The organism is Streptococcus sp. Marseille-Q5986, assembly GCF_946902915.1.
Classification (GTDB): domain Bacteria; phylum Bacillota; class Bacilli; order Lactobacillales; family Streptococcaceae; genus Streptococcus.
This window is the reverse complement of sequence record NZ_CAMPPY010000001.1, coordinates 347,550-366,713: the sequence shown is the minus strand read 5'-3', so window position 1 is coordinate 366,713 and position 19,164 is coordinate 347,550. Positions and strand designations below refer to the sequence as shown.

Annotated in this window: 14 protein-coding genes; all 14 read right to left on the bottom strand. The window is 40.4% G+C overall.

Annotation, left to right across the window (positions count from 1 at the left end):
• Positions 1–182: 182 nt before the first annotated feature.
• Positions 183–1,025 carry a carbohydrate ABC transporter permease gene (locus OVN21_RS02045; RefSeq protein WP_267247064.1) on the bottom strand — a complete coding sequence of 281 codons (843 nt, stop codon included), beginning with the start codon at positions 1,023–1,025 and terminating at the stop codon, positions 183–185.
• Between the two features lie 15 nt (positions 1,026–1,040).
• The gene (locus tag OVN21_RS02040; protein WP_267247292.1) at positions 1,041–1,907 is read right to left on the bottom strand and encodes a carbohydrate ABC transporter permease; all 867 of its coding nucleotides are present in this window, start codon (positions 1,905–1,907) and stop codon (positions 1,041–1,043) included.
• Positions 1,908–2,126: 219 nt separating this feature from the next.
• Positions 2,127–3,455, bottom strand: a complete 1,329-nt coding sequence (locus tag OVN21_RS02035; protein WP_267247063.1) for an ABC transporter substrate-binding protein — start codon at positions 3,453–3,455, stop codon at positions 2,127–2,129.
• Positions 3,456–3,526: 71 nt separating this feature from the next.
• A complete protein-coding gene (locus tag OVN21_RS02030) occupies positions 3,527–3,742 on the bottom strand; it encodes a hypothetical protein (protein ID WP_267247062.1) in 216 nt (71 codons plus the stop codon).
• Positions 3,708–6,872, bottom strand: coding sequence for an NPCBM/NEW2 domain-containing protein (locus OVN21_RS02025; protein ID WP_267247061.1), 3,165 nt, complete (start codon positions 6,870–6,872; stop codon positions 3,708–3,710). The genes OVN21_RS02030 and OVN21_RS02025 overlap by 35 nt, the downstream gene beginning before the upstream one ends.
• A 250-nt stretch (positions 6,873–7,122) precedes the next feature.
• The gene (locus OVN21_RS02020; RefSeq protein ID WP_267247060.1) at positions 7,123–8,640 is read right to left on the bottom strand and encodes a PTS transporter subunit EIIC; all 1,518 of its coding nucleotides are present in this window, start codon (positions 8,638–8,640) and stop codon (positions 7,123–7,125) included.
• 19 nt (positions 8,641–8,659) lie between these two features.
• Positions 8,660–9,358 carry an N-acetylmannosamine-6-phosphate 2-epimerase gene (locus OVN21_RS02015; RefSeq protein ID WP_267247059.1) on the bottom strand — a complete coding sequence of 233 codons (699 nt, stop codon included), beginning with the start codon at positions 9,356–9,358 and terminating at the stop codon, positions 8,660–8,662.
• Between the two features lie 199 nt (positions 9,359–9,557).
• Positions 9,558–10,538, bottom strand: a complete 981-nt coding sequence (locus OVN21_RS02010) for an acetylxylan esterase (protein ID WP_267247058.1) — start codon at positions 10,536–10,538, stop codon at positions 9,558–9,560.
• Positions 10,539–10,855: 317 nt separating this feature from the next.
• The gene (gene recG, locus OVN21_RS02005) at positions 10,856–12,871 is read right to left on the bottom strand and encodes an ATP-dependent DNA helicase RecG (RefSeq protein WP_416370406.1); all 2,016 of its coding nucleotides are present in this window, start codon (positions 12,869–12,871) and stop codon (positions 10,856–10,858) included.
• A 17-nt stretch (positions 12,872–12,888) separates the two neighbouring features.
• Positions 12,889–13,992, bottom strand: coding sequence for an alanine racemase (gene alr, locus OVN21_RS02000; RefSeq protein ID WP_138336652.1), 1,104 nt, complete (start codon positions 13,990–13,992; stop codon positions 12,889–12,891).
• A complete protein-coding gene (acpS, locus tag OVN21_RS01995) occupies positions 13,982–14,344 on the bottom strand; it encodes a holo-ACP synthase (protein ID WP_267247290.1) in 363 nt (120 codons plus the stop codon). The genes alr and acpS overlap by 11 nt, the downstream gene beginning before the upstream one ends.
• Positions 14,345–14,388: 44 nt before the next feature.
• Entirely contained in the window at positions 14,389–15,420 is a 1,032-nt protein-coding gene (locus OVN21_RS01990) for a 3-deoxy-7-phosphoheptulonate synthase (protein WP_267247057.1), read from the bottom strand.
• A gap of 1 nt (position 15,421) precedes the next feature.
• A complete protein-coding gene (locus OVN21_RS01985; RefSeq protein WP_267247056.1) occupies positions 15,422–16,453 on the bottom strand; it encodes a 3-deoxy-7-phosphoheptulonate synthase in 1,032 nt (343 codons plus the stop codon).
• A gap of 79 nt (positions 16,454–16,532) precedes the next feature.
• Positions 16,533–19,046: a preprotein translocase subunit SecA gene (gene secA / locus OVN21_RS01980; protein WP_267247055.1), complete on the bottom strand. Its 2,514-nt coding sequence runs from the start codon at positions 19,044–19,046 to the stop codon at positions 16,533–16,535.
• Positions 19,047–19,164: the final 118 nt, after the last annotated feature.

Sequence of the window (19,164 nt, the reverse complement as noted above, 5' to 3'; positions counted from 1 at the left end):
ATTTTGTAGACACTTATGAAACTATATTTCTCTTAGTCTATAACATATACTTCTGAATTTTGATAGACAGTTTTTCCTATACTCAATGAAAATCGAAGAACAAACTAGGAAGCTAACCGCAGGCAATACTTAAGTATGGCAAGGTGATGCTGACGTAGTTTGAATTCGATTTTCGCAGAGTATTATCCTTTAACAGCTCCCATAGTGATTCCTTGAGTGAAGGATTTTTGGAAGACAAGGAAGACGGTTACGATTGGCACGGCTGCAAGGGCAGCCCCTGCCATGATCAAACCGTAGTTGGTTGCCATTTCGGCCTGCATGGTCGCAACCCCGAGTGAGATAGTCAAGTTTTGACGTGAAGTCAACATAACCAACTGCATGAAGTAATCGTTCCAAGTATTGATGAAGGTAAAGATCGCAAGGGCTGCAAATCCTGGTTTCACGATAGGGAAGGCTACGCTCCAGAAGGTACGAATCTCACCACAACCGTCAATTTTAGCTGATTCAAGCAATTCTGTTGGGATATTTTCACTGAACTGTTTCATGAGAAAGACACCGAATGGCCATCCGATCAAAGGCAAGATAACTGCCCAGAGAGTATCGTGAATTCCCATGAAGTTGACGATGCGTACCAATGGTACAAGGACAACTTGTTTTGGAAGTGCCATGGCAGCGATAAAGATTGCAAAGAGGATGCGTTGACCATAGAAACGTTTTTTAGCCAAGACATAACCTGCTAGAGAAGAGGTTGCGCAGACTAAGAACATGGTTACTAGTGAGATAAATACAGAGTTCCACATCCACTGCATAGCAGGGTTTTGCACCATGAGTTGTTGAAAGTTCTCCATGGTTGGCATTTTAGGGAACCACTGTGGCGGAATCATAATGGTATCCGGCTGTGATTTGAAGGCCCCTGTCAAGATCCAGTAGAATGGAAAGATGAACAGTACGGTCAACAAGAGCAAGATAATCGTTGAAATAACAGTAAAAGCTGTTAAGGGTTTCTTTTGTTGTGTAGGTTGCATAACTGTCCCCTTTCTTTAGTATTCTACGTCGTTTCCGAGGATCTTGAATTGAGCAAAGCTGACAATGGCAATCATCACTGCCAAGAAGACACCGATAGTATTTGCATAGCCGTATTCAGTCAATTGGAAGGCTTTTTCGTAAAGGTAGTACATCAAGGTACTTGTTGAGTAGTTTGGACCACCAGATGTCAAGAGCTGAATCAAGGCGAAACATTGGAATGAGTTGATGGTCGTAATGATTGCGATGTAAAGAGTTGTTGGAAGAAGGCTAGGCCATTTGATCTTCCAGAACACTTGGAACTCAGTCGCACCGTCAACACGCGCCGCTTCAACAAGTGAATTATCAATATTTCCCATAGCAGCGATATAAAGGATAATCGGTTGACCAACAGATGTTGTCAAAAGGATGATCATAATCGCTAGCAAAGCCCAGTTTTTATCACCCAACCAAGAAATGTTTTGGCTGATGATATGGCTTGACTTAAGGACAAAGTTTAGAATCCCTGATAGGGGGTCATAGATCCATTTCCATACAACCGTTACGGCAACACTACCTGTAACTACAGGAAGGAAGAAGACGAAACGATAGAAAGATCGAGCAATCGCATTTTGATGATAGGTTTGAGATGCTACAAAGAGCGAGAAGAGAGCCACAATCGGAACAGATCCGATAACCAGGATAACGGTATTGATCAAAGACTTCATAAAGACAGGGTCTTTAAACATGCGAATGTAGTTGTCCAAGCCCACAAACTCAAATTTAGTCATGGAGTAGTTAAAGAAACTTGTAATAAATCCCATAATCATAGGAGCCAAGACAAAGATGACAAAGAAGAATAACACTGGTGCTAGGAAAGCGTAGGAAATCACTGTTTCCCGCATACGAATTTTATTGACTTTCACAGTCGGCACCTCTCTTTCAAATAGAATAGTTTTTGATTTTCTTAAACTGTTTTAAAATCAAAATGAAATTTTTTAAGATTCGCTTATGTAAGAACTTCATTTTAATTTCGTGACAGTTCCTTACATTTCAAACAAAAGTCCCCCTTTTCTTACACCATAGTGGACAGGGAAAAGGGGGGAATCAATCTGACTTAGTGCTTATTGTTTTGTAGCTTTTTTGATGGTTTCGTTAGCTTTTTCAGTGAAGGCTTTCAAAGCATCCGCTGGTTTTTCGTCACCATTTGATACAGATTGCAACATTGGGAACCAAAGTGTTCTCATTTCAGCAAATCCATCAATAGTGTTGTAGTATGGTGAGTAGTATTTAGTCCAGCTGCTGATTGTTTCCATTCGTTTGTCTTCATAAAGTTTGCCAAATGAAGTACGAACTGGGAAGGCACCTGTACGAACAACGTCTTTTGGACCCCATTCTTTATCATCCGCGATAAATTGGATGAATTTCTTAGATGCTGCAACTTTCTTATCGTCTTTGTTGTTAAATACTGCAAATCCGTTTACAAGGTATTCAAGAGCTGGTTTACCAGAATCAGATGGGAATGGTACTTCTACCACTTCTACTTTACTTGCTTCCAAGAGTTTCGCTTGGATACCATTTTGAGCTGGTGCCCAAAGAGTAGTGTATGATGTTTGGCCGTTAGCAAAGTTTTGGATATCTGCTCCACCATCAAATTGTGAACCATTGTTCAACAAACCATCTTTAATCCAGCTAGTTGCTTTTTCAAGACCTTTAACGAATTTAGGATCATCAGTTGTATACTTAGTAACATCTTTATCAGTTACAGAAGCACCATAAAGGTTTGAAATGAAGGCGCGTGTTCCTTGGTCTCCCCCTTGACCTGAACTGAACAATGAACCTGGTGTATAGCCTTTATCTTTAAGTGCTTTCAATACTTTTTCAAAGTCGTCTGTTGTCCAGCCTTCTTTTACAAGATTCGCAACTCCAGCTTCTTCCAACATTTTCTTGTTCATAGCCATGTAGAATGGTGCTGAACTGATTGGATACATGTAGGCTTTATCTCCAGCCTTACTTGCTTGTACGATATTTTCATTGTTGACATCTTTGACAAATTCATCTGTGAAGAGGTCGTTCAACTCAGCCAATTTACCATTTTTACCGTATTGAATGATACGCCCTGGTGCGTCAAAGAGTACGTCTGGCGCTGTCCCTGCTTCGATGGCTGTTGTGATCTTTTCAGGACCTGACTTGAAGTCAATGGTTTCCAATTTCACTTTTACATCTGGATTTGCTTTTTCAAACGCTTCGATGATTGATTTTTCATATGTTCCAACACCGTCACCAGTTTTTTCTTGAGTGAAGACTGGAAATGCCCACCAAGTGATTTCTGTTTTTCCACTATCGCCACCAGATTTTCCAGCGTCTTTACTTCCACCAGAATTACCACATGCAGCAAGGCCAAGAATCGCAACACCCGCAAGTACTGTACAAGCTAGTTTTCTAAATTTCATTTGTATTCTCCTAATTGATAAGCGTATCCATATTGGATAATGAGTTCTTTGAAATTATATACGTTTTCATTTTATTCGACGCATCCATCACCCTCCTCTGTTTTTTTATTATTTAAATCTTTATAAGTGAATGTATGTTCACCATTTTTATCAAATGTATATGTACTTTCACCAACAGCTTTAAATCCTGAAGGAAGTTGTAAAGTTGCTACAATATCTTTATTGGTTAGAGAAGCTATGGAATATTCAATGCTAGGAACCCTTATAAACTTTTGTCGTATCTTCATAATAATTAAAACGTGTTCCACTTACATATTTATTTGGACCTTCCGCATTACCATACGTTTCTGTTGCTTCAATCTTTACAAACTTTGCCGGTAATGATTTATCAAGTGAAATTTCTTTTCTGTCAGTATTATTCGCCATATTTGTCTTTTCACCAGCTAAAGTCCATTCTTGACCATCCAAACTTACATAGATTTTTGCTGATTTTATTCTTCCATTTAATCCTGCTGGATCATAAGTAACTTGTGAAAGATATTTTACTTCATTGAAGCTGACGACATAGGTCTTGTCTTCGGCCACTTGTCCCCATGTTGTATGCCATGTTGTAAATGGACTGGCATCTATCATATTTTGCGCAGCATATCCACGTTGAGAACTTCCTGATGATACGTAAGAAATATCTTTAACGTAAACATATTTTTTCTCTTTATCGTTATTTTCAGTAAAGTTATATTCTGTACTATCTCCACTTAAATACACTCCATGTGCTCTGTATCGAGCAAGCACTGTTTGATTTCCTGTAATTCTCGTATCACTATCAAAAGCCTTCCATGTTTTTCCATTGTCTATACTATATTCTAAAACTTCTGTTTTTCCAACAAAGGAATCTTCATCATCATTCATCACAAGTGTTTTTGAAGAAATATTTTCACCTTCTAAAATATCAATCGTAAACACTTCATTTGACCCTGATATTTTAACTTGGATATCATTATCACCAGTAATACTGTCGATTTGTTCTTTAGATAAGATTATTTTATGTTCTAATGAGGTTTCCCAAGTATTTCCCCCATCCAAACTATATTGGACTTGGAAATCATAATCATCATATTTTGAATTCATAACGATCATACCCGCATTTTCTCCATCAAAAGAGAATGAAGCTAAATCGACTTTGTCACTTCCAAGAAGTTTACGGGCAATTTCTCTACATGCTCCTGATTGTAATACTTCATCATCTGTCGCATTTAAAGCTTTATTCAAAGCCTCTGTTCTTGATATATCAACTTCTATTGTATCTTCTCTATTCAAATAAGGATTAATCACTCTTAATAAATCTGTCATAGCCATTGGATAGTAGGTATATGTTGAAATCACTCTTTTAGCGAGTTCTAACCAATTTGCACTTGTTACTTGATCACCTTTTTGTTTATAAAGATTAAGTATTGCTTCAAAGCTGTCTAAATTGATATCTAAAATTTCTAGTGCTTTATTATAAACTTTTTCTTTTTGTGTTGCACTTTCATAAGAATTGGCAATCAAGTTATAATAAAGTGATTTTTGATAAGCTTCATAGTTATTTAAAGCAGCTTGTCCTAATAATTGATATCCACCGTTATTTCCTACATCCGATTTCACTCCATTACCTAGATCAACCTTTAATCCCATATGTGCACGTGTAAATGATTTATTATTCCAATTTAATAATAAACGTGTTCCATTTCCACCATACCATTTTGACGAACTTTGTCCCCAACCAAAAATATTATTTCCAATACTCCAGGTACCTTTACCGTCACTATTTTGTGAATAAGTAAAATAAGATTCATGAGCTGGTTGATAGACACCTACTGTTGGTATTCCATAAACGCGATTTAAGTTTTGTCCTAATCTTGAAATATTCCAACAAATACCTCCAGCTTCCATAACCATCCATGTTCTTGAGGTTTTTGTTCCATCACTGTTTAATCCATAAGGAATGTTATATTTACTTAATTGATATTTCGTATCATATGTTTCTCTATTGTTTGCATCATAAAGTTTATCTTGAGTATATTTTGGTGAAGCATAATTCGTATAATTATAAGGGTTTAAAGCTTTATTGAGATCCGTTCCATAACGTGATTGCGAGTAATGTCTTAACCAATAGATTTCATCATTACTAATAGAATCATTCATTACCATTCGAATAAGTTCCATAGAATATGTACTAAATTCATCTTTTCTAGCAAACAGACCTGAATCATATAAATCTTTTATAATTTCATATCTTTCTACAGCATCATAGGAATTCGGTTGCATATTGAAACTCAACGGTGAACCATTTCTATCTGTACTATAAGCAATTGCTAAGGCAATCACCATCTTTTTATAAACGTCACCTTGTGTTTGATCATTAAGATCATCTTTGTGCTTACTATATAATTCTTTTAATAGACTAATACATTTTAAAGAATCTCCTACATTTCCAGCTTCAATAAATAGTTGTAAGTTTTCTTGATCATTAAAAATCCATTTAATAGCTTCTTTTGATTCACCAGTATCATCACCTTTGATACTGTTTTGTAAATTCCAATAACCCATGCGATTGATAAATTCTCTTTTTAATACTGTATCGAAATGATTTTTATAGTTTTCTTCTACTGTATTTTTAGAAAGAATTTCATCATAGTAAGATACCTTTTTGATATCATCAAAAATTTCTGATGAAAGATCATAGTTTTCTTTTACAATTCGCGAATCTGCATAAACAGCATGATCTACCGCATTTGAGCCATTTTTATCTGCATATAATCTTAAATATTTATAATCTTTAATATTTAAATCCACATCTAAGGCATTGTCTTTTGAAGTTACTGGATTTGATTTATAAAGTTCATCCCAATTTGTTCCATCCTTTGAAGCAAAAATTTTAAACCAGACTTCTCCTCGACCATTTTTAGAAGCATCGACTCCCATTTTAGAAACAAATCGAGTATATGTACCTGAAAAACCAGAAACATCATAGGTAAGTCGTGAAGAAGCATGCGCTCCCATACCTTTACTGAAATAGACTCTTGTTCCATCAACAAGCAAACTGATTTGTCCATTTTCAATATTCTTGTCTTTTTTAATTTCTCCCCATCCTGCATAAGACCAATTATTTTCTGTAATATAATCTAAATCAGAAAGATATTTATAGTCTTCGCTTTGGTGAGCAGCCGTAACAACGATATTTTCTTCATCTTCTGAAGAATCCTGAGCACTGTTATCTTCGTCTTTACCAGTGTTTTCATCCAACACTAAGCTTTCATTCGTCGTTTCTTGTCCACCATTTTCTATTGCATAGGAAAAAACTGGACATACCATTTGAAACAACACAACTAAAACTAAAATACTACTTATTACTTTTTTTGATTTTTTCTTATCCATTTATCTCCTTTGCCAAAAGCAAATAAACTTATAAACTTAAGTTTATCTGTCTCATAAATCTATAAAAAATACTCTTTGTCGATTGCATTGTCTGTTGCTTTACATAAAGGTTTCATTACCATTAATAAAAACAGGTAAAGAGCATATAAAAACCTTCTTTTTCTAGTTCAGTTAAATTCTTTTCAACTTAGAGATTTTTTCTACAATTATTTGTTGCACTATATTTTACAATTTATCATTAAATAAGTTATTAATCATCAACACCTAAAATTTCATTAATACTATTTTTATATAAGATTGCTTTTGCTCCATAGATTGCTTGAATTCCACCCTTCACTTCTAAGACATCAACTGCACCTATTTGTTTTAAAAGTGCTTTATCAACTTGATCAACTTCTTTTACAGCTACACGTAAACGTGTTACACAAGCATCTACATCTTCTATATTATTTGATCCACCCAAGGCTCTAATAATTTGTATACTATCCTGTTTTAAATGATTTGTAGTATTCGGAGTTGAGTCTGTAGGTTCAGAAATTTCTTTAGAATCCACTTCTTCTCCTCGTCCTGGGGTTAACACATTGAACTGAGTAATGAACCATCTAAAAATAATATAATACAAAACACTCCAAATAAGTCCAAATGGAATCTGAAAAAACCAATTCGTTTTATCATTCCCCTGCAAAATTCCAAATAAGGTGAAATCAATTACACCTCCTGAGAATGTGTTTCCTATTGAAATATTTAAGACGTCTGCGACAAAGAAACTGACACCATCAAGAAATGCGTGAACAATATATAAAACGGGACTGACAAACAGAAACATAAATTCAATTGGTTCAGTAATACCGGTAATAAAAGATGTCAAAGCAACCCCAAAAAACAAACCTGCGTATTTTTTACGACGATTTTTAGGGACACTATGGTACATCGCTAGACAAGCAGCCGGTAAACCGAACATCATTGTTGAAAAGCGACCTGCAAAAAACCTTGTTCCTTCTGTAAACAATCCAGAATGAGCTGGGTCAGCTAATTGAGCAAAAAATATTTTTTGAGCTCCAACCACTGTTTGTCCTGCAACAGTTTCAACACCACCAAGTTCAGTATACCAAAACATTGGGTAAATCATATGATGCAAGCCTACTGCTCCAGAAAGTCTCATTAAAAATCCATATAGAAAAGTTCCAATTGGTCCTGCCTGAGAAATATATCCACCTGTAGAAACAAGAAGTTGTTGGAAAGGTGGCCAAATAACAAAGAAGACAAAACCAATTAAGATAGAAGAGAATGATGTAACAATAGGAACGAAGCGTGAACCTCCAAAAAATCCTAGAGCCGAAGGTAATTGAATATTGTTATATCGATTGTGCAAATATACAGCAATCATTCCGACAACTAATGCTCCAATAACTCCAGTATCAATTGCAGATCCTTCTGACATAAAAAGTTTTACCAGAGCTTTGATAGTTGCAGTCATAACTAAGTAGCCAGTTACTCCTGCTAACGCAGCAGTTCCTTTATCTCGTTTCGCTAAGCCAATACATAGTCCCACGCATAGAAGTAGTGATAAATTACTGAATACAACTTCTCCCGCAGAGCTCATTACTTGGAATATCGACTGGAAAATACTATTGTTCAATATTGGATAAGTTGCTATCGTGGTGGGATTTGAAAGCGCTCCACCAATACCTAAAAGTAGACCTGCTGCAGGAAGTATAGCTATAGGTAACATAAAAGCTTTTCCAATTTTTTGTAAAACTTTAAACATAAAACTCCCACCTTACCTCTTATTTAAGTCCAGCAACAAAGCGTTCTGTAATCTCTTTTGGTCTAGTAATAGCGCCACCGACAACGACACCTCGCACCCCATATTCAAGGATTTGCTTGGCTTGTTCTGGTGTATGAATTTTCCCTTCAGCGATGACATCTACCCCTGCTTCACACAGTTTTTTGATCAGTTCAAAGTCTGGTCCATCTACTTTCGGACTGTAAGATGTATAGCCTGATAAGGTTGTTCCGACAAAGTCAATTCCTGCTTCAACAGCTGCTAGTCCTTCCTCGAAAGTACTTGTATCAGCCATCAAGAGTTGATGCGGATATTTTTCTTTGACTTGTCGGATAAACTCCTGAATCTCTAAACCATCGTAGCGTTCACGTTTGGTACAATCCAGTGCAATGACCTCGATGTCTAGTTCAGCCAGTTCATCAACTTCTTTCATAGTAGCCGTGATGAAGGGCTCTTGCGGTGGATAATCTCGTTTAATTATCCCAATGATTGGAAGGTTGGTGACCTCCTTGATCTCTTTGATATCGCGAACACTATTGGCTCGGATACCGACTGCTCCACCTTGCTCAGCCGCTTTGGCCAGCAAGGGAATCACCCCTCCCGCTTCTGTATAAAGCGGTTCATGAGGAAGTGCTTGACAAGAAACGATGATTCCATCTTTGATTTGTTCAATCAAGGCTTCTTTGCTAATCTGTGGCATTCTCTTCCCCCCTTTCTTTGTTCTTATGTATTTATTATATATTATTTATTAAGCGCTTTCAATAGGTTGTAGTAGAATAGATTTCATTTTTAAAATTATTTTATAGAACAGCTATTTCTGAAAGTAGTTTCAGAGGATCATCTATTTTAAATCATTTTTACTGAACTATAAAAAGAGAGCTACTGGGCTCTCTCATTCATTATCTTACGTACTTAAAAGGAATCTCACTGCCACAGAGCCAGTTGTAGACTTGGTCATTGACAAAAACATTCATGGCTTCGTGAGCATACTCAGGCATGATGCGATAGGCCTTCTCGCAGGTTAGACGGTTGTAAATCGCAAACTGGGTAATAGGATAGCAAACATCGTCATCCAAGCCCGTAATCATCTTAACCTCACCTTTAATACGATGGGCAAGATTTTTCACATCGATATAGGCAAGGGTCGCCATGATTTCCTCCTCTGTTTCATGGAAGGGATCATGAAACTTGAAATAACGGAAAAGCTCATCATAGGCCTCACTGGTATTGCCAATCTCAAGCACCCGTCTAAAGTCTGATAAGAAAGGATAGATGGCAACTGTTTTCTGAATTCGTGTATTGAGTGCTGCCGCAACCAAGGCTAGAGCCCCTCCTTGTGAGGCACCATAGCTAGAAAGTCTTTCCTCATCTACCTGAGGCATATTGGCAACAATTTCGATTAACTGGTAAATATCCAGATAGACATCCTTATAAAAGAGGTGGTCTCGACCTTCAACAGCACCACGGATGATATGCCCCTTAACTGTATTTCCTAGAGGAGAGCGCAAGCCATCTTGAGAATACCCCGACTGGCCTCGAACGTCCATAGAAACAACACCGTAACCAGCCACAGTGAAGGACAGCATATCTGCCCAATCCCAACCACGTCCCATATAGCCGTGAAAATGGAAAATTAGGGGAACTCTCCCCTCACTTTTTGGAAGGACGACGCGTGCGTAAACCTTGCCTTCCTTGGTTCCCTCAAAAGTGAGTTCATAGCACTTGACTTGAGGAATATGGAAATCTCTTTCCTCCAACTGGTAGGCTGGAAGTGCGGATACTTTTTTCACTTCCTCATCCCAGAAAGCATCAAAGTCTTCTGGAATCTCATCCCGTCCTAGGTAGGTCTTAATTTCTTCTAGCAAAGCTGGATTTTTCATAGCATGCTCCTTTTAATCTGTAATCGCTATCACAACTATAGCATATCTAGAAAAACAATGCAAGAAAGAATGGTAAATAGAAAGTGGTTTTAGATTCTCTAACTTCAAACAGAGTGCCTGAAAGTAGTTTTAAAATAAAAAGAGCGTTTCCGCTCTCTGTGTATCAATAGGTGCTAGCTCCTTTCTCTTGCTTGACGGTTTGGAATTTCTTTTGGTAGGTTACTTTAATAGTCATGTGAGAGTCCTCGTTTCTTTTTGATGACTCTAGGTATAAGACCCAAACCTAAAAGCTAGCTTATAGATTTCTTAGAAAAGGCTTAATCCAGATGTTTTCTCTTTTCTAGGTGGAGAGCAATCATGCGCCATTCTGGATCCTCTCGCCAACCTTCTATCGAACTAATGTAGCTGGCAACCTTTCTAGCTTCTTCTAAAATCGGAAAATCTTCGATAATATCAGCCACTTGGAATTCTGGGAGTCCTGACTGTCTGGTTCCAAAAATCTCACCAGAACCACGCATTTTCAAATCTTCCTCTGCAAGGACAAATCCGTTGGTGGTTTCTGTCATGATGCGCATGCGGTCTTTACCAGAATCCGTCTTGGGATTGGCAACGAGAACAGCATAAGACTGCTTGTCCCCCCTACCGACACGACCCCTGAGCTGGTGAAGCTGACTGAGACCGAACCGATCAGCATCCATGATAATCATGACAGTCGCATTGGGAACATTGACCCCGACCTCGATAACCGTCGTCGAAACCAGAATATCCGTTTTTCGCTCTTTGAACTCCTGCATAATCTGGTCTTTTTCATCACTCTTCATCTTACCATGTAGAAGAGCCACTTCTGCCTTACCTGCAAAATGAGCCGTCAACTCCTCAGATAAAGCAATGGCATTTTTCAAGTCCAGAGCTTCAGATTCTTCAATCAAGGGAGAGATGACGTAGGCTTGAGAACCTTTTTGAATTTCTCCCTCTAACCAGGTCAAGACCTGAGGCAGCTGCTCATGCTTAATCCAGCGCGTCACAATAGGCTTCCGCCCTGCTGGCATCTGGTCGATAATGGAAACATCCATATCTCCAAAGGCTGTGATGGCCAGCGTCCGTGGAATGGGAGTCGCTGTCATCATGAGAACGTCAGGATTGTCACCTTTTTCCCGTAAAATCCGCCTTTGCCCCACACCAAAACGGTGTTGCTCATCGATGATAATCAAGCCAAGACGAGCATAATCCACCCCATCCTGAATCAGAGCGTGGGTTCCGATAATCAAATCAGTCTCACCCTTGGCAATGGTCTCCAAGACTTCTCTTTTTTCTACAGCTTTTAAGGAACCTGTCAAGAGAGCCAGTTTCAAGTTCGGAAAGAGACTCTGTAGGCTGTCAAAATGTTGCTCTGCTAAGATTTCTGTCGGTACCATGAGGGCTGCTTGATAACCAGCCGTCACCGCCGCAAACATGGCCAAGCCAGCGACCACCGTTTTTCCGCTCCCCACGTCCCCTTGTAGAAGACGATTCATGTGGCGATCAGACTTCATATCAGTTAAAATTTCCTGCAAACTCTTTTCCTGAGCAGGGGTCAGGGCAAAAGGCAGGCTTTCTTTGACAGCCGTCACTTTTTCCTGAGACCAATCCAGAACCAGACCACTTCCTTGAACTCTATTTTCAGACTTAAGCGTCTGCAACTGCATCTGAAAATAAAAAAGTTCTTCAAACTTGATACGACGAAGTGCCTGCTTGTATTCTGCCAAATCCTTAGGAAAATGCATAGCTCGGACAGCCTGGCAACGGGACATGAGTTTGTATTTATCAAGTAAAGACTGGGGAAGATTTTCCTCTATCAAGAGGTCCAACCCCTGATCAAAGGCCGTCTTAATGACCTTGACCAGCCCTGCCTGACTGATTCCCTGAGCCAGACGATAGACAGGCTGGAGGTCATCTTCTACCTGAGCCAGAACCTTCATCCCTGTCAAACTTGCCTTGGCGCGGTCCCATTTTCCAAATACAGCCAGGGTAGCTCCCAACTCTATCTTATCAGCCAGATAGGGCTGGTTAAAGAAATTCACCGCAAAAACGACTTCTCCCTGCTTGAGACTAAAGCGCAGGCGATTGCGCTTGAAACCATAATACTGAACACTGGCAGGAGTCACAACTTGACCAGACAGAACCGCCTTTTCACCGTCTTCCAACTCCAGCACCTGCTTGGTTTTGAAGTCTTCGTAACGGAAAGGAAAGTAGAGCAAGAGGTCTTGCAAGTTTTCAATTCCTAGTTTGGTGTATTTCTCTGCTGACTTTGGTCCCACACCAGGTAAGACATGCAAGGGTTGATGTAGATTCATGCTCCACTCCTTTCTTTTTAATAATATTCTCTCGGAATGCGATCGCTCAGAAGACAGACCACCTCATAGTTAATAGTGCCACGGTAGGCAGCTACCTGAGTAGCTGTGATTTCCTTGTCACCGTTGGTGCCGATCAGGGTGACTTTTGTTCCCAGCGGATAAAGCTTAGGCAGACGAATGGTGATTTGGTCCATAGAAACCCTGCCGACGATTGGGCATGCTTGCCCATCTACCAAGACAGAAAAATTCTGCATGTCTCGCGTCCATCCATCCGCATAGCCGATTGGCACGGTCGCAATGACTTGCTCGCTATCCGCCTGATAGGTTGCTCCATATCCCATGCAAGCTCCAGCTGAAACTGTCTTGACATGAACCAGGGCAGATTCCAAGGTCAAGGCTGATTTCAAGTCATAGGGCAAGTCCAATACCTCTCCACTTGGGTTAAGACCATACATGGCATCTCCCATACGGACCGCATTGAAAATAGTCTCTGCATGCCAGAGGGTCGTTGCCGAGTTGCTGGCATGAACCAGCTCTGGAACTTCCTTCATACTTGCCAAAATAGCTTTAAAGCATTCTAACTGCTCATTAAAGTAGGTATCTGATTCCTCATCTGCAGTCGCAAAGTGGGTAAAAATTCCTTCAACATGCACACCGTGTTGTTGGAGCAAGTCTTGAGCCTGATTAGCCTCACCGGCCTCTCTAAATCCAATCCGTCCCATCCCTGAGTCAATCTTGAGATGGACTGTCAAACCTGATAGGTCTGCTTCCTTAACTAAGAGTGCTTGAATCCACTCCAATCCAGCTACTGTCAAGGTGATGTCGTATTCTTTAGCTAGAGCAACAGCTTCGATGTCAGAAACTCCTAAAATAAGGATTTTCTTGCTGAGTCCAGCCTGTCTGAGTTCAATGGCCTCATCAATATTCGAAACGCAAAAACCATCGACATCATCTTGAATAGCTGTCGCAACGGTAACAGCCCCATGGCCATAAGCATTAGCCTTGACTACTGCAAATCTGAGCGTTCCCTCAGGGATATGAGCTCCCATTTGTTGAATGTTTTGTCGAATAGCTCCCAGATGAATCAGAGCCTTGGTTGGTCTATGTGGACTAGCTTTCATGATTTTCCTCCAAAATGACACTGGCTGTCACAAACTGATCTGTATGGCTGATCGACAGCCAAATCTTTCCTGAAAATGGCGACTGACTAAAATAAGGCGCCCCACGTTCATTATTCAAAACTTCCAAATCCTGAAAACTGAGCTTGCCAATGCCAGTTCCCATAGCCTTGGAAAAAGCCTCCTTAGCTGACCAGCGACCAGCCAAATATTCAATCTGTCTGCGCCCTTTGAGACTGGTAAAGCGCTCCATTTCTTTAGCAGTCAGCACGCGATTGGCAAAGCCCTCACGTCGTGTAACTGCATTTTCTATCGAAGCCAATTCTTCGATGTCAATTCCGTGTCCAACTATCATACTCACAAAAGGAGCTGAGATTCCCCCAACTCCATCCTTTTCACTTATTTTGTTAAGGTAGTATAAATTTCTTCTACCAAGGCTACTGTATTTTCCCAACCTAGACAAGGGTCGGTTATGGAGCAGCCAAAGACCTCTGGTTGATTTTGGCGACCATCTGCTAGGTAGGATTCAATCATAAAGCCTCTAACCGTCTTTTTAATCTTTTCATTCCAGTCACGATTCAACAAGGCTTGGCGAACAATGCGAATTTGTTCCATATACTGCTTGCCAGAATTGTCATGATTGGTATCAATGATAATGAAGGGATTTTCAAGTCCCATAGTCTCATAACGTTCAATGGCATTTAGCAAAGTTTCATAGTAAAAGTTAGGCTCATTTTTCCCATATTCATTAACTGCGCCACGAAGGATGACGTGGGCCAAGGGATTTCCTGAAGTCTCCACTTCTTGACCATGGAAGAGGAAGGTCTGTTTGTTCTGAGTGGCATAGATAGCATTAAACATGACACCCAAATTTCCAGAGGTTGGATTTTTCATCCCTACTGGTGCATCAATCCCTGAAGCCACAAAACGGTGTTCTTGGTCCTCCACGGAACGAGCCCCCACAGCATGGTAGCTGACCAAATCATCTACCAAGACCAGATTTGACGGATAGAGCATCTCATCAGCTGTCGTCAAGCCCGTCTCCGTAATCACACGGTAGTGCAGCTGACGAACAGCCTGCAAGCCATTAATCAGGCTTGGAGCTTTAGAAGTATCGGGCTGATGAACCAAACCCTTATAGCCATCTCCATTGGTACGAGGTTTAGCCGTATAGACACGCATCACGATAAAGATTTTGTCCGCAACTTTTTTCTGCAAGTCTGCTAAGCGACGAGCATATTCAAGCACTGCTTCTTCATTGTCTGAAGAGCAAGGTCCCATCACCAAAAGGATTCGGTCATCCTCACCCGAGATGATGGCTGCCAGCTCTCTATCACGGCGCTCCTTTAATCGCAAGGCTTCCGCAGACAATTGAGTTTCTGCCTTGATTGCTTCAATATCAATTTCTTGACCTTTTTCGATAAATGCCATCTTACTCTCCTAGCGTTTGGTAAATTTCGCGAACAAGTGCTTCTGTGTTGCCCCATCCGAGACACGGATCTGTAATGGACTTACCAAAAACTTCGGGTTCACTTTGACGTCCATCTTCCAGATAGGACTCAATCATAAAACCACGAACGTATTTCTTGATTTTCTCATTCCAGTCACGGTTAATCAAGGTCTGACGAACGATACGGATTTGCTCCATATACTGCTTGCCTGAATTGTCATGATTGGTATCGATGATGATAAAGGGATTTTCCAAGCCCATCTTTTCATACTGGGCAATGGTATCCATCAAATTATCATAATAGTAGTTAGGAATATTTTTCCCGTATTCATTCAAGGCACCGCGAAGAATGGCGTGGGACAATGGATTCCCAGTCGTTTCCACCTCTTTACCAAGGAAAAGGAAACTCTGCTTATTTTGCGCTGCGTAAATCCCGTTAAACATAACATTGAGATTTCCTGAGGTTGGATTTTTAAAACCAGTCGCAAAATCTGCACCACTTGCCACAAAGCGGTGTTGCTGGTCTTCAACTGAACGGGCACCAACTGCCATGTAAGAAATCAAATCATCCACCAACGGAAGATTTTCAGGATAAAGCATCTCATCCGCTGTTGTCATACCAGTCTCAGAAATAACGCGGTAATGTAAATGACGAACAGCCTTGATTCCATTGATCAAGCTAGGTGCTTCTTTAGTATTTGGTTGATGAATCAAGCCCTTATAGCCATCTCCATTGGTACGAGGTTTAGCCGTATAGACTCGCATGACCATAAAAATGCGATCTTTGACCTCTTCTTGCAAAGCAGATAGACGCTTGGCATACTCGAGAACCGCCTCTTCGTTATCAGATGAACATGGTCCTATCACCAAGAGAATACGCTGGTCTTCCCCACGGATGATGGCTTCCAATTCCTGATCACGTTGTTTTTTTCTCGTAAAAGCTGCCCCCTCTAATTTGGACAAGGCGCGAACTTCTTCAATGTTAATTTTAGGACTTTTAGCTGTAAATACCATGATTCATCTCCTTATAAAGCAAACGGACACCAAGCAAAAAATGACTTTTACCAGGTATCCGCCTGTATCTTATTTCATATTATTGTCTCTTACCATGACAGTTCTTGAATTTCTTACCAGATCCACATGGGCATTGATCATTTCGTCCGATTCGGCTCAAGTTCACATCTTTTGGAAGCTGAGTCTGCTGCGCCGCGATATTACGAGTCGCAGTTGTACTGATATTGTGTTCAGTTTGAGGACGTTCCTGTTCGTGGATTTGTGCTTTCATCATCAAGCGGGTCACATCAAATTCAATTGATCCAATCATATCGTTAAACATGCGGAAACCTTCTGCTTGATATTCTACGACAGGATTGTTTTGGGCATATCCACGAAGACCGACAGCATTTCGCAACTGGTCAAGAGCATCGATATGGTCTGTCCACTTGTTGTCTACAACACGTAGAATCAAGACCTTCTGGAACTCTTTCACTGCTTCTTCATCACGAAGTTTGGCAACTTGGCTGTCATAGACTTTCAAGGCACGTTGGAAAAGTTCATCTTTGATAGCTTGGTCTGACAAACCTGCAAGATCTGAACGGCTAATTGAATCTTCTGGAAGCAAGTTATACTTAGCAAAGTTCAAGATTGCTTCTAGTTTTTCATCTTCTTTCGAACGAGAATGTGCATCTACGATTCGGCCAATTGTACGACGAATCATCGCATGGATTTCTGGTGCCAAGTCACGATCTGCAGTAATGACATCATAACGTTGTGCATAGATGATTTCACGTTGTTCACGCATAACGTCATCGTATTGGAGGACTTGTTTACGAGTATCGTAGTTGTTTCCTTCGACACGTTTTTGAGCCGCTTCAACTTGACGCGTTAACATGCGAGATTCGATTGCTTCATCAGACATGTTAAGACGTTCAAAGACACCTTTCAAACGTTCCGAACCGAAACGTTTCATCAAATCATCTTCAAGAGATAGATAGAATTGTGACTCACCTGGGTCTCCTTGACGCCCTGAACGTCCACGAAGCTGATTATCAATACGGCGGCTTTCATGGCGTTCTGTACCAATGACACAAAGTCCACCCAATTCACGAACCCCTTCACCAAGCTTGATGTCGGTACCACGACCGGCCATGTTGGTTGCGATAGTAACTGCGCCACGCTGACCAGCGTTCATGATGATTTGCGCTTCTCTGTAGTGGTTCTTCGCATTCAAGACTTCGTGAGGAACACCCGCCTCTACCAGTTTCTTAGAGAGGAAATCACTCGTTTCAACCGCTACTGTACCAACCAAGACAGGTTGACCTTTTTGGTAGCGAGCCTTAACATCTTCGACAACCGCCTTAAACTTAGCCTCAATACTTGCATAAAGAAGGTCTGAGTGGTCAATACGTTGAACAGGACGGTTTGTTGGGATTGGAATAACACGAATGTTATAAATTTCACGGAATTCTTCTTCCTCAGTCTTACCTGTACCCGTCATACCTGACAATTTCTTGTACATACGGAAGAGGTTTTGGTAAGTGATTGAGGCAGATGTCTTGGTTTCATCCTGGATTGGCACACCTTCTTTAGCTTCAATCGCTTGGTGCAAACCATCAGAATAACGACGACCTTCCATGGTACGACCTGTAAATTGGTCGACAATCAAGATTTCTTGCTCTTCGCTCACCACATAGTCAATATCGAGAAGCATGATATAGTTGGCACGAAGGGCGTTATCTATAAAGTGTGTAAGAGCTACGTTTTCGATATCATAGAGATTTTCAAGCTTGAAGTAGCTTTCAGCCTTGTCAATCCCTGAATCAGACAAACCAATAGTCTTAGACTGCACATCGATGATGTAGTCGTCTTTGTCCAAAGATTTTACATAGTGGTCTGCCATGTGGTACAACTGACTGGTTTCAACCGCGTTAGCACCTGATACAATCAATGGTGTACGGGCTTCGTCAATCAAGATAGAGTCAACCTCATCGACCAAGGCATAGTTGAGCGGACGTTGTACCATGTTTTCAGCACGAACGACCATATTGTCACGAAGGTAATCGAAACCAATCTCTGAGTTGGTTGAGTAGGTAATATCACAGAGATAAGCTTCTTTTTTCTCCATTGGAGATTTAGCTGCTAGGTTAATCCCTACTGACAGACCGAGCCATGAGTACAACTCACCCATCTCAGTCGCGTCACGTTCTGTCAGGTATTCATTGACTGTAACTACGTGAACTCCTTTACCTGCAAGGGCATTGAGGTACACTGGCATGGTCGCCGTCAAGGTTTTTCCTTCACCAGTACGCATCTCTGGAACGTCACCATGGTGAAGAACAATCCCACCCATGACCTGAACCTTATATGGGAAGAGACCTAGGACACGTTGTGCACCCTCACGGACAACCGCAAATGCTTCATAAAGCAATGAATCCAGTGATTCTCCATTTTGATAACGTTCTTTAAATTCAACTGTTTTTGCTTTTAGCTCTTCGTCCGACATTGCGGCCATTCGGCTCTCATAGTTTAGAACCTTATCAGCCATCTTTTCTAGACGACGAAGTTCTCCTTTATCATTTTCGATAATTGTTTTTAAAATATTAGCCATGTTTTTCCTTACTTTAATTCCGAATATTTTAGAATGTTCTTTTTATTTTAGCACAATTACTGATTATTTTCAAGGAAGAATCCCCATTTTGAAAAGGAAAAAGAGGTTAGTTTCCAAG

Excerpts from the sequence above, each read along its gene's own strand:
- OVN21_RS02010 (WP_267247058.1), bottom strand. The coding sequence starts at position 10,538 with ATGAAAAATCCAGCTTTGCTAGAAGAAATTAAGACCTACCTAGGACGG.
- OVN21_RS02015 (WP_267247059.1), bottom strand. The coding sequence starts at position 9,358 with ATGCCACAGATTAGCAAAGAAGCCTTGATTGAACAAATCAAAGATGGA.
- OVN21_RS02025 (WP_267247061.1), bottom strand. The coding sequence starts at position 6,872 with ATGGATAAGAAAAAATCAAAAAAAGTAATAAGTAGTATTTTAGTTTTA.
- acpS (WP_267247290.1), bottom strand. The coding sequence starts at position 14,344 with ATGATAGTTGGACACGGAATTGACATCGAAGAATTGGCTTCGATAGAA.
- OVN21_RS01990 (WP_267247057.1), bottom strand. The coding sequence starts at position 15,420 with ATGGCATTTATCGAAAAAGGTCAAGAAATTGATATTGAAGCAATCAAG.
- OVN21_RS02035 (WP_267247063.1), bottom strand. The coding sequence starts at position 3,455 with ATGAAATTTAGAAAACTAGCTTGTACAGTACTTGCGGGTGTTGCGATT.
- OVN21_RS02030 (WP_267247062.1), bottom strand. The coding sequence starts at position 3,742 with ATGAAGATACGACAAAAGTTTATAAGGGTTCCTAGCATTGAATATTCC.
- OVN21_RS02040 (WP_267247292.1), bottom strand. The coding sequence starts at position 1,907 with ATGCGGGAAACAGTGATTTCCTACGCTTTCCTAGCACCAGTGTTATTC.
- OVN21_RS01985 (WP_267247056.1), bottom strand. The coding sequence starts at position 16,453 with ATGGTATTTACAGCTAAAAGTCCTAAAATTAACATTGAAGAAGTTCGC.
- secA (WP_267247055.1), bottom strand. The coding sequence starts at position 19,046 with ATGGCTAATATTTTAAAAACAATTATCGAAAATGATAAAGGAGAACTT.
- OVN21_RS02045 (WP_267247064.1), bottom strand. The coding sequence starts at position 1,025 with ATGCAACCTACACAACAAAAGAAACCCTTAACAGCTTTTACTGTTATT.
- OVN21_RS02020 (WP_267247060.1), bottom strand. The coding sequence starts at position 8,640 with ATGTTTAAAGTTTTACAAAAAATTGGAAAAGCTTTTATGTTACCTATA.
- recG (WP_416370406.1), bottom strand. The coding sequence starts at position 12,871 with ATGAATCTACATCAACCCTTGCATGTCTTACCTGGTGTGGGACCAAAG.
- alr (WP_138336652.1), bottom strand. The coding sequence starts at position 13,992 with ATGAAAGCTAGTCCACATAGACCAACCAAGGCTCTGATTCATCTGGGA.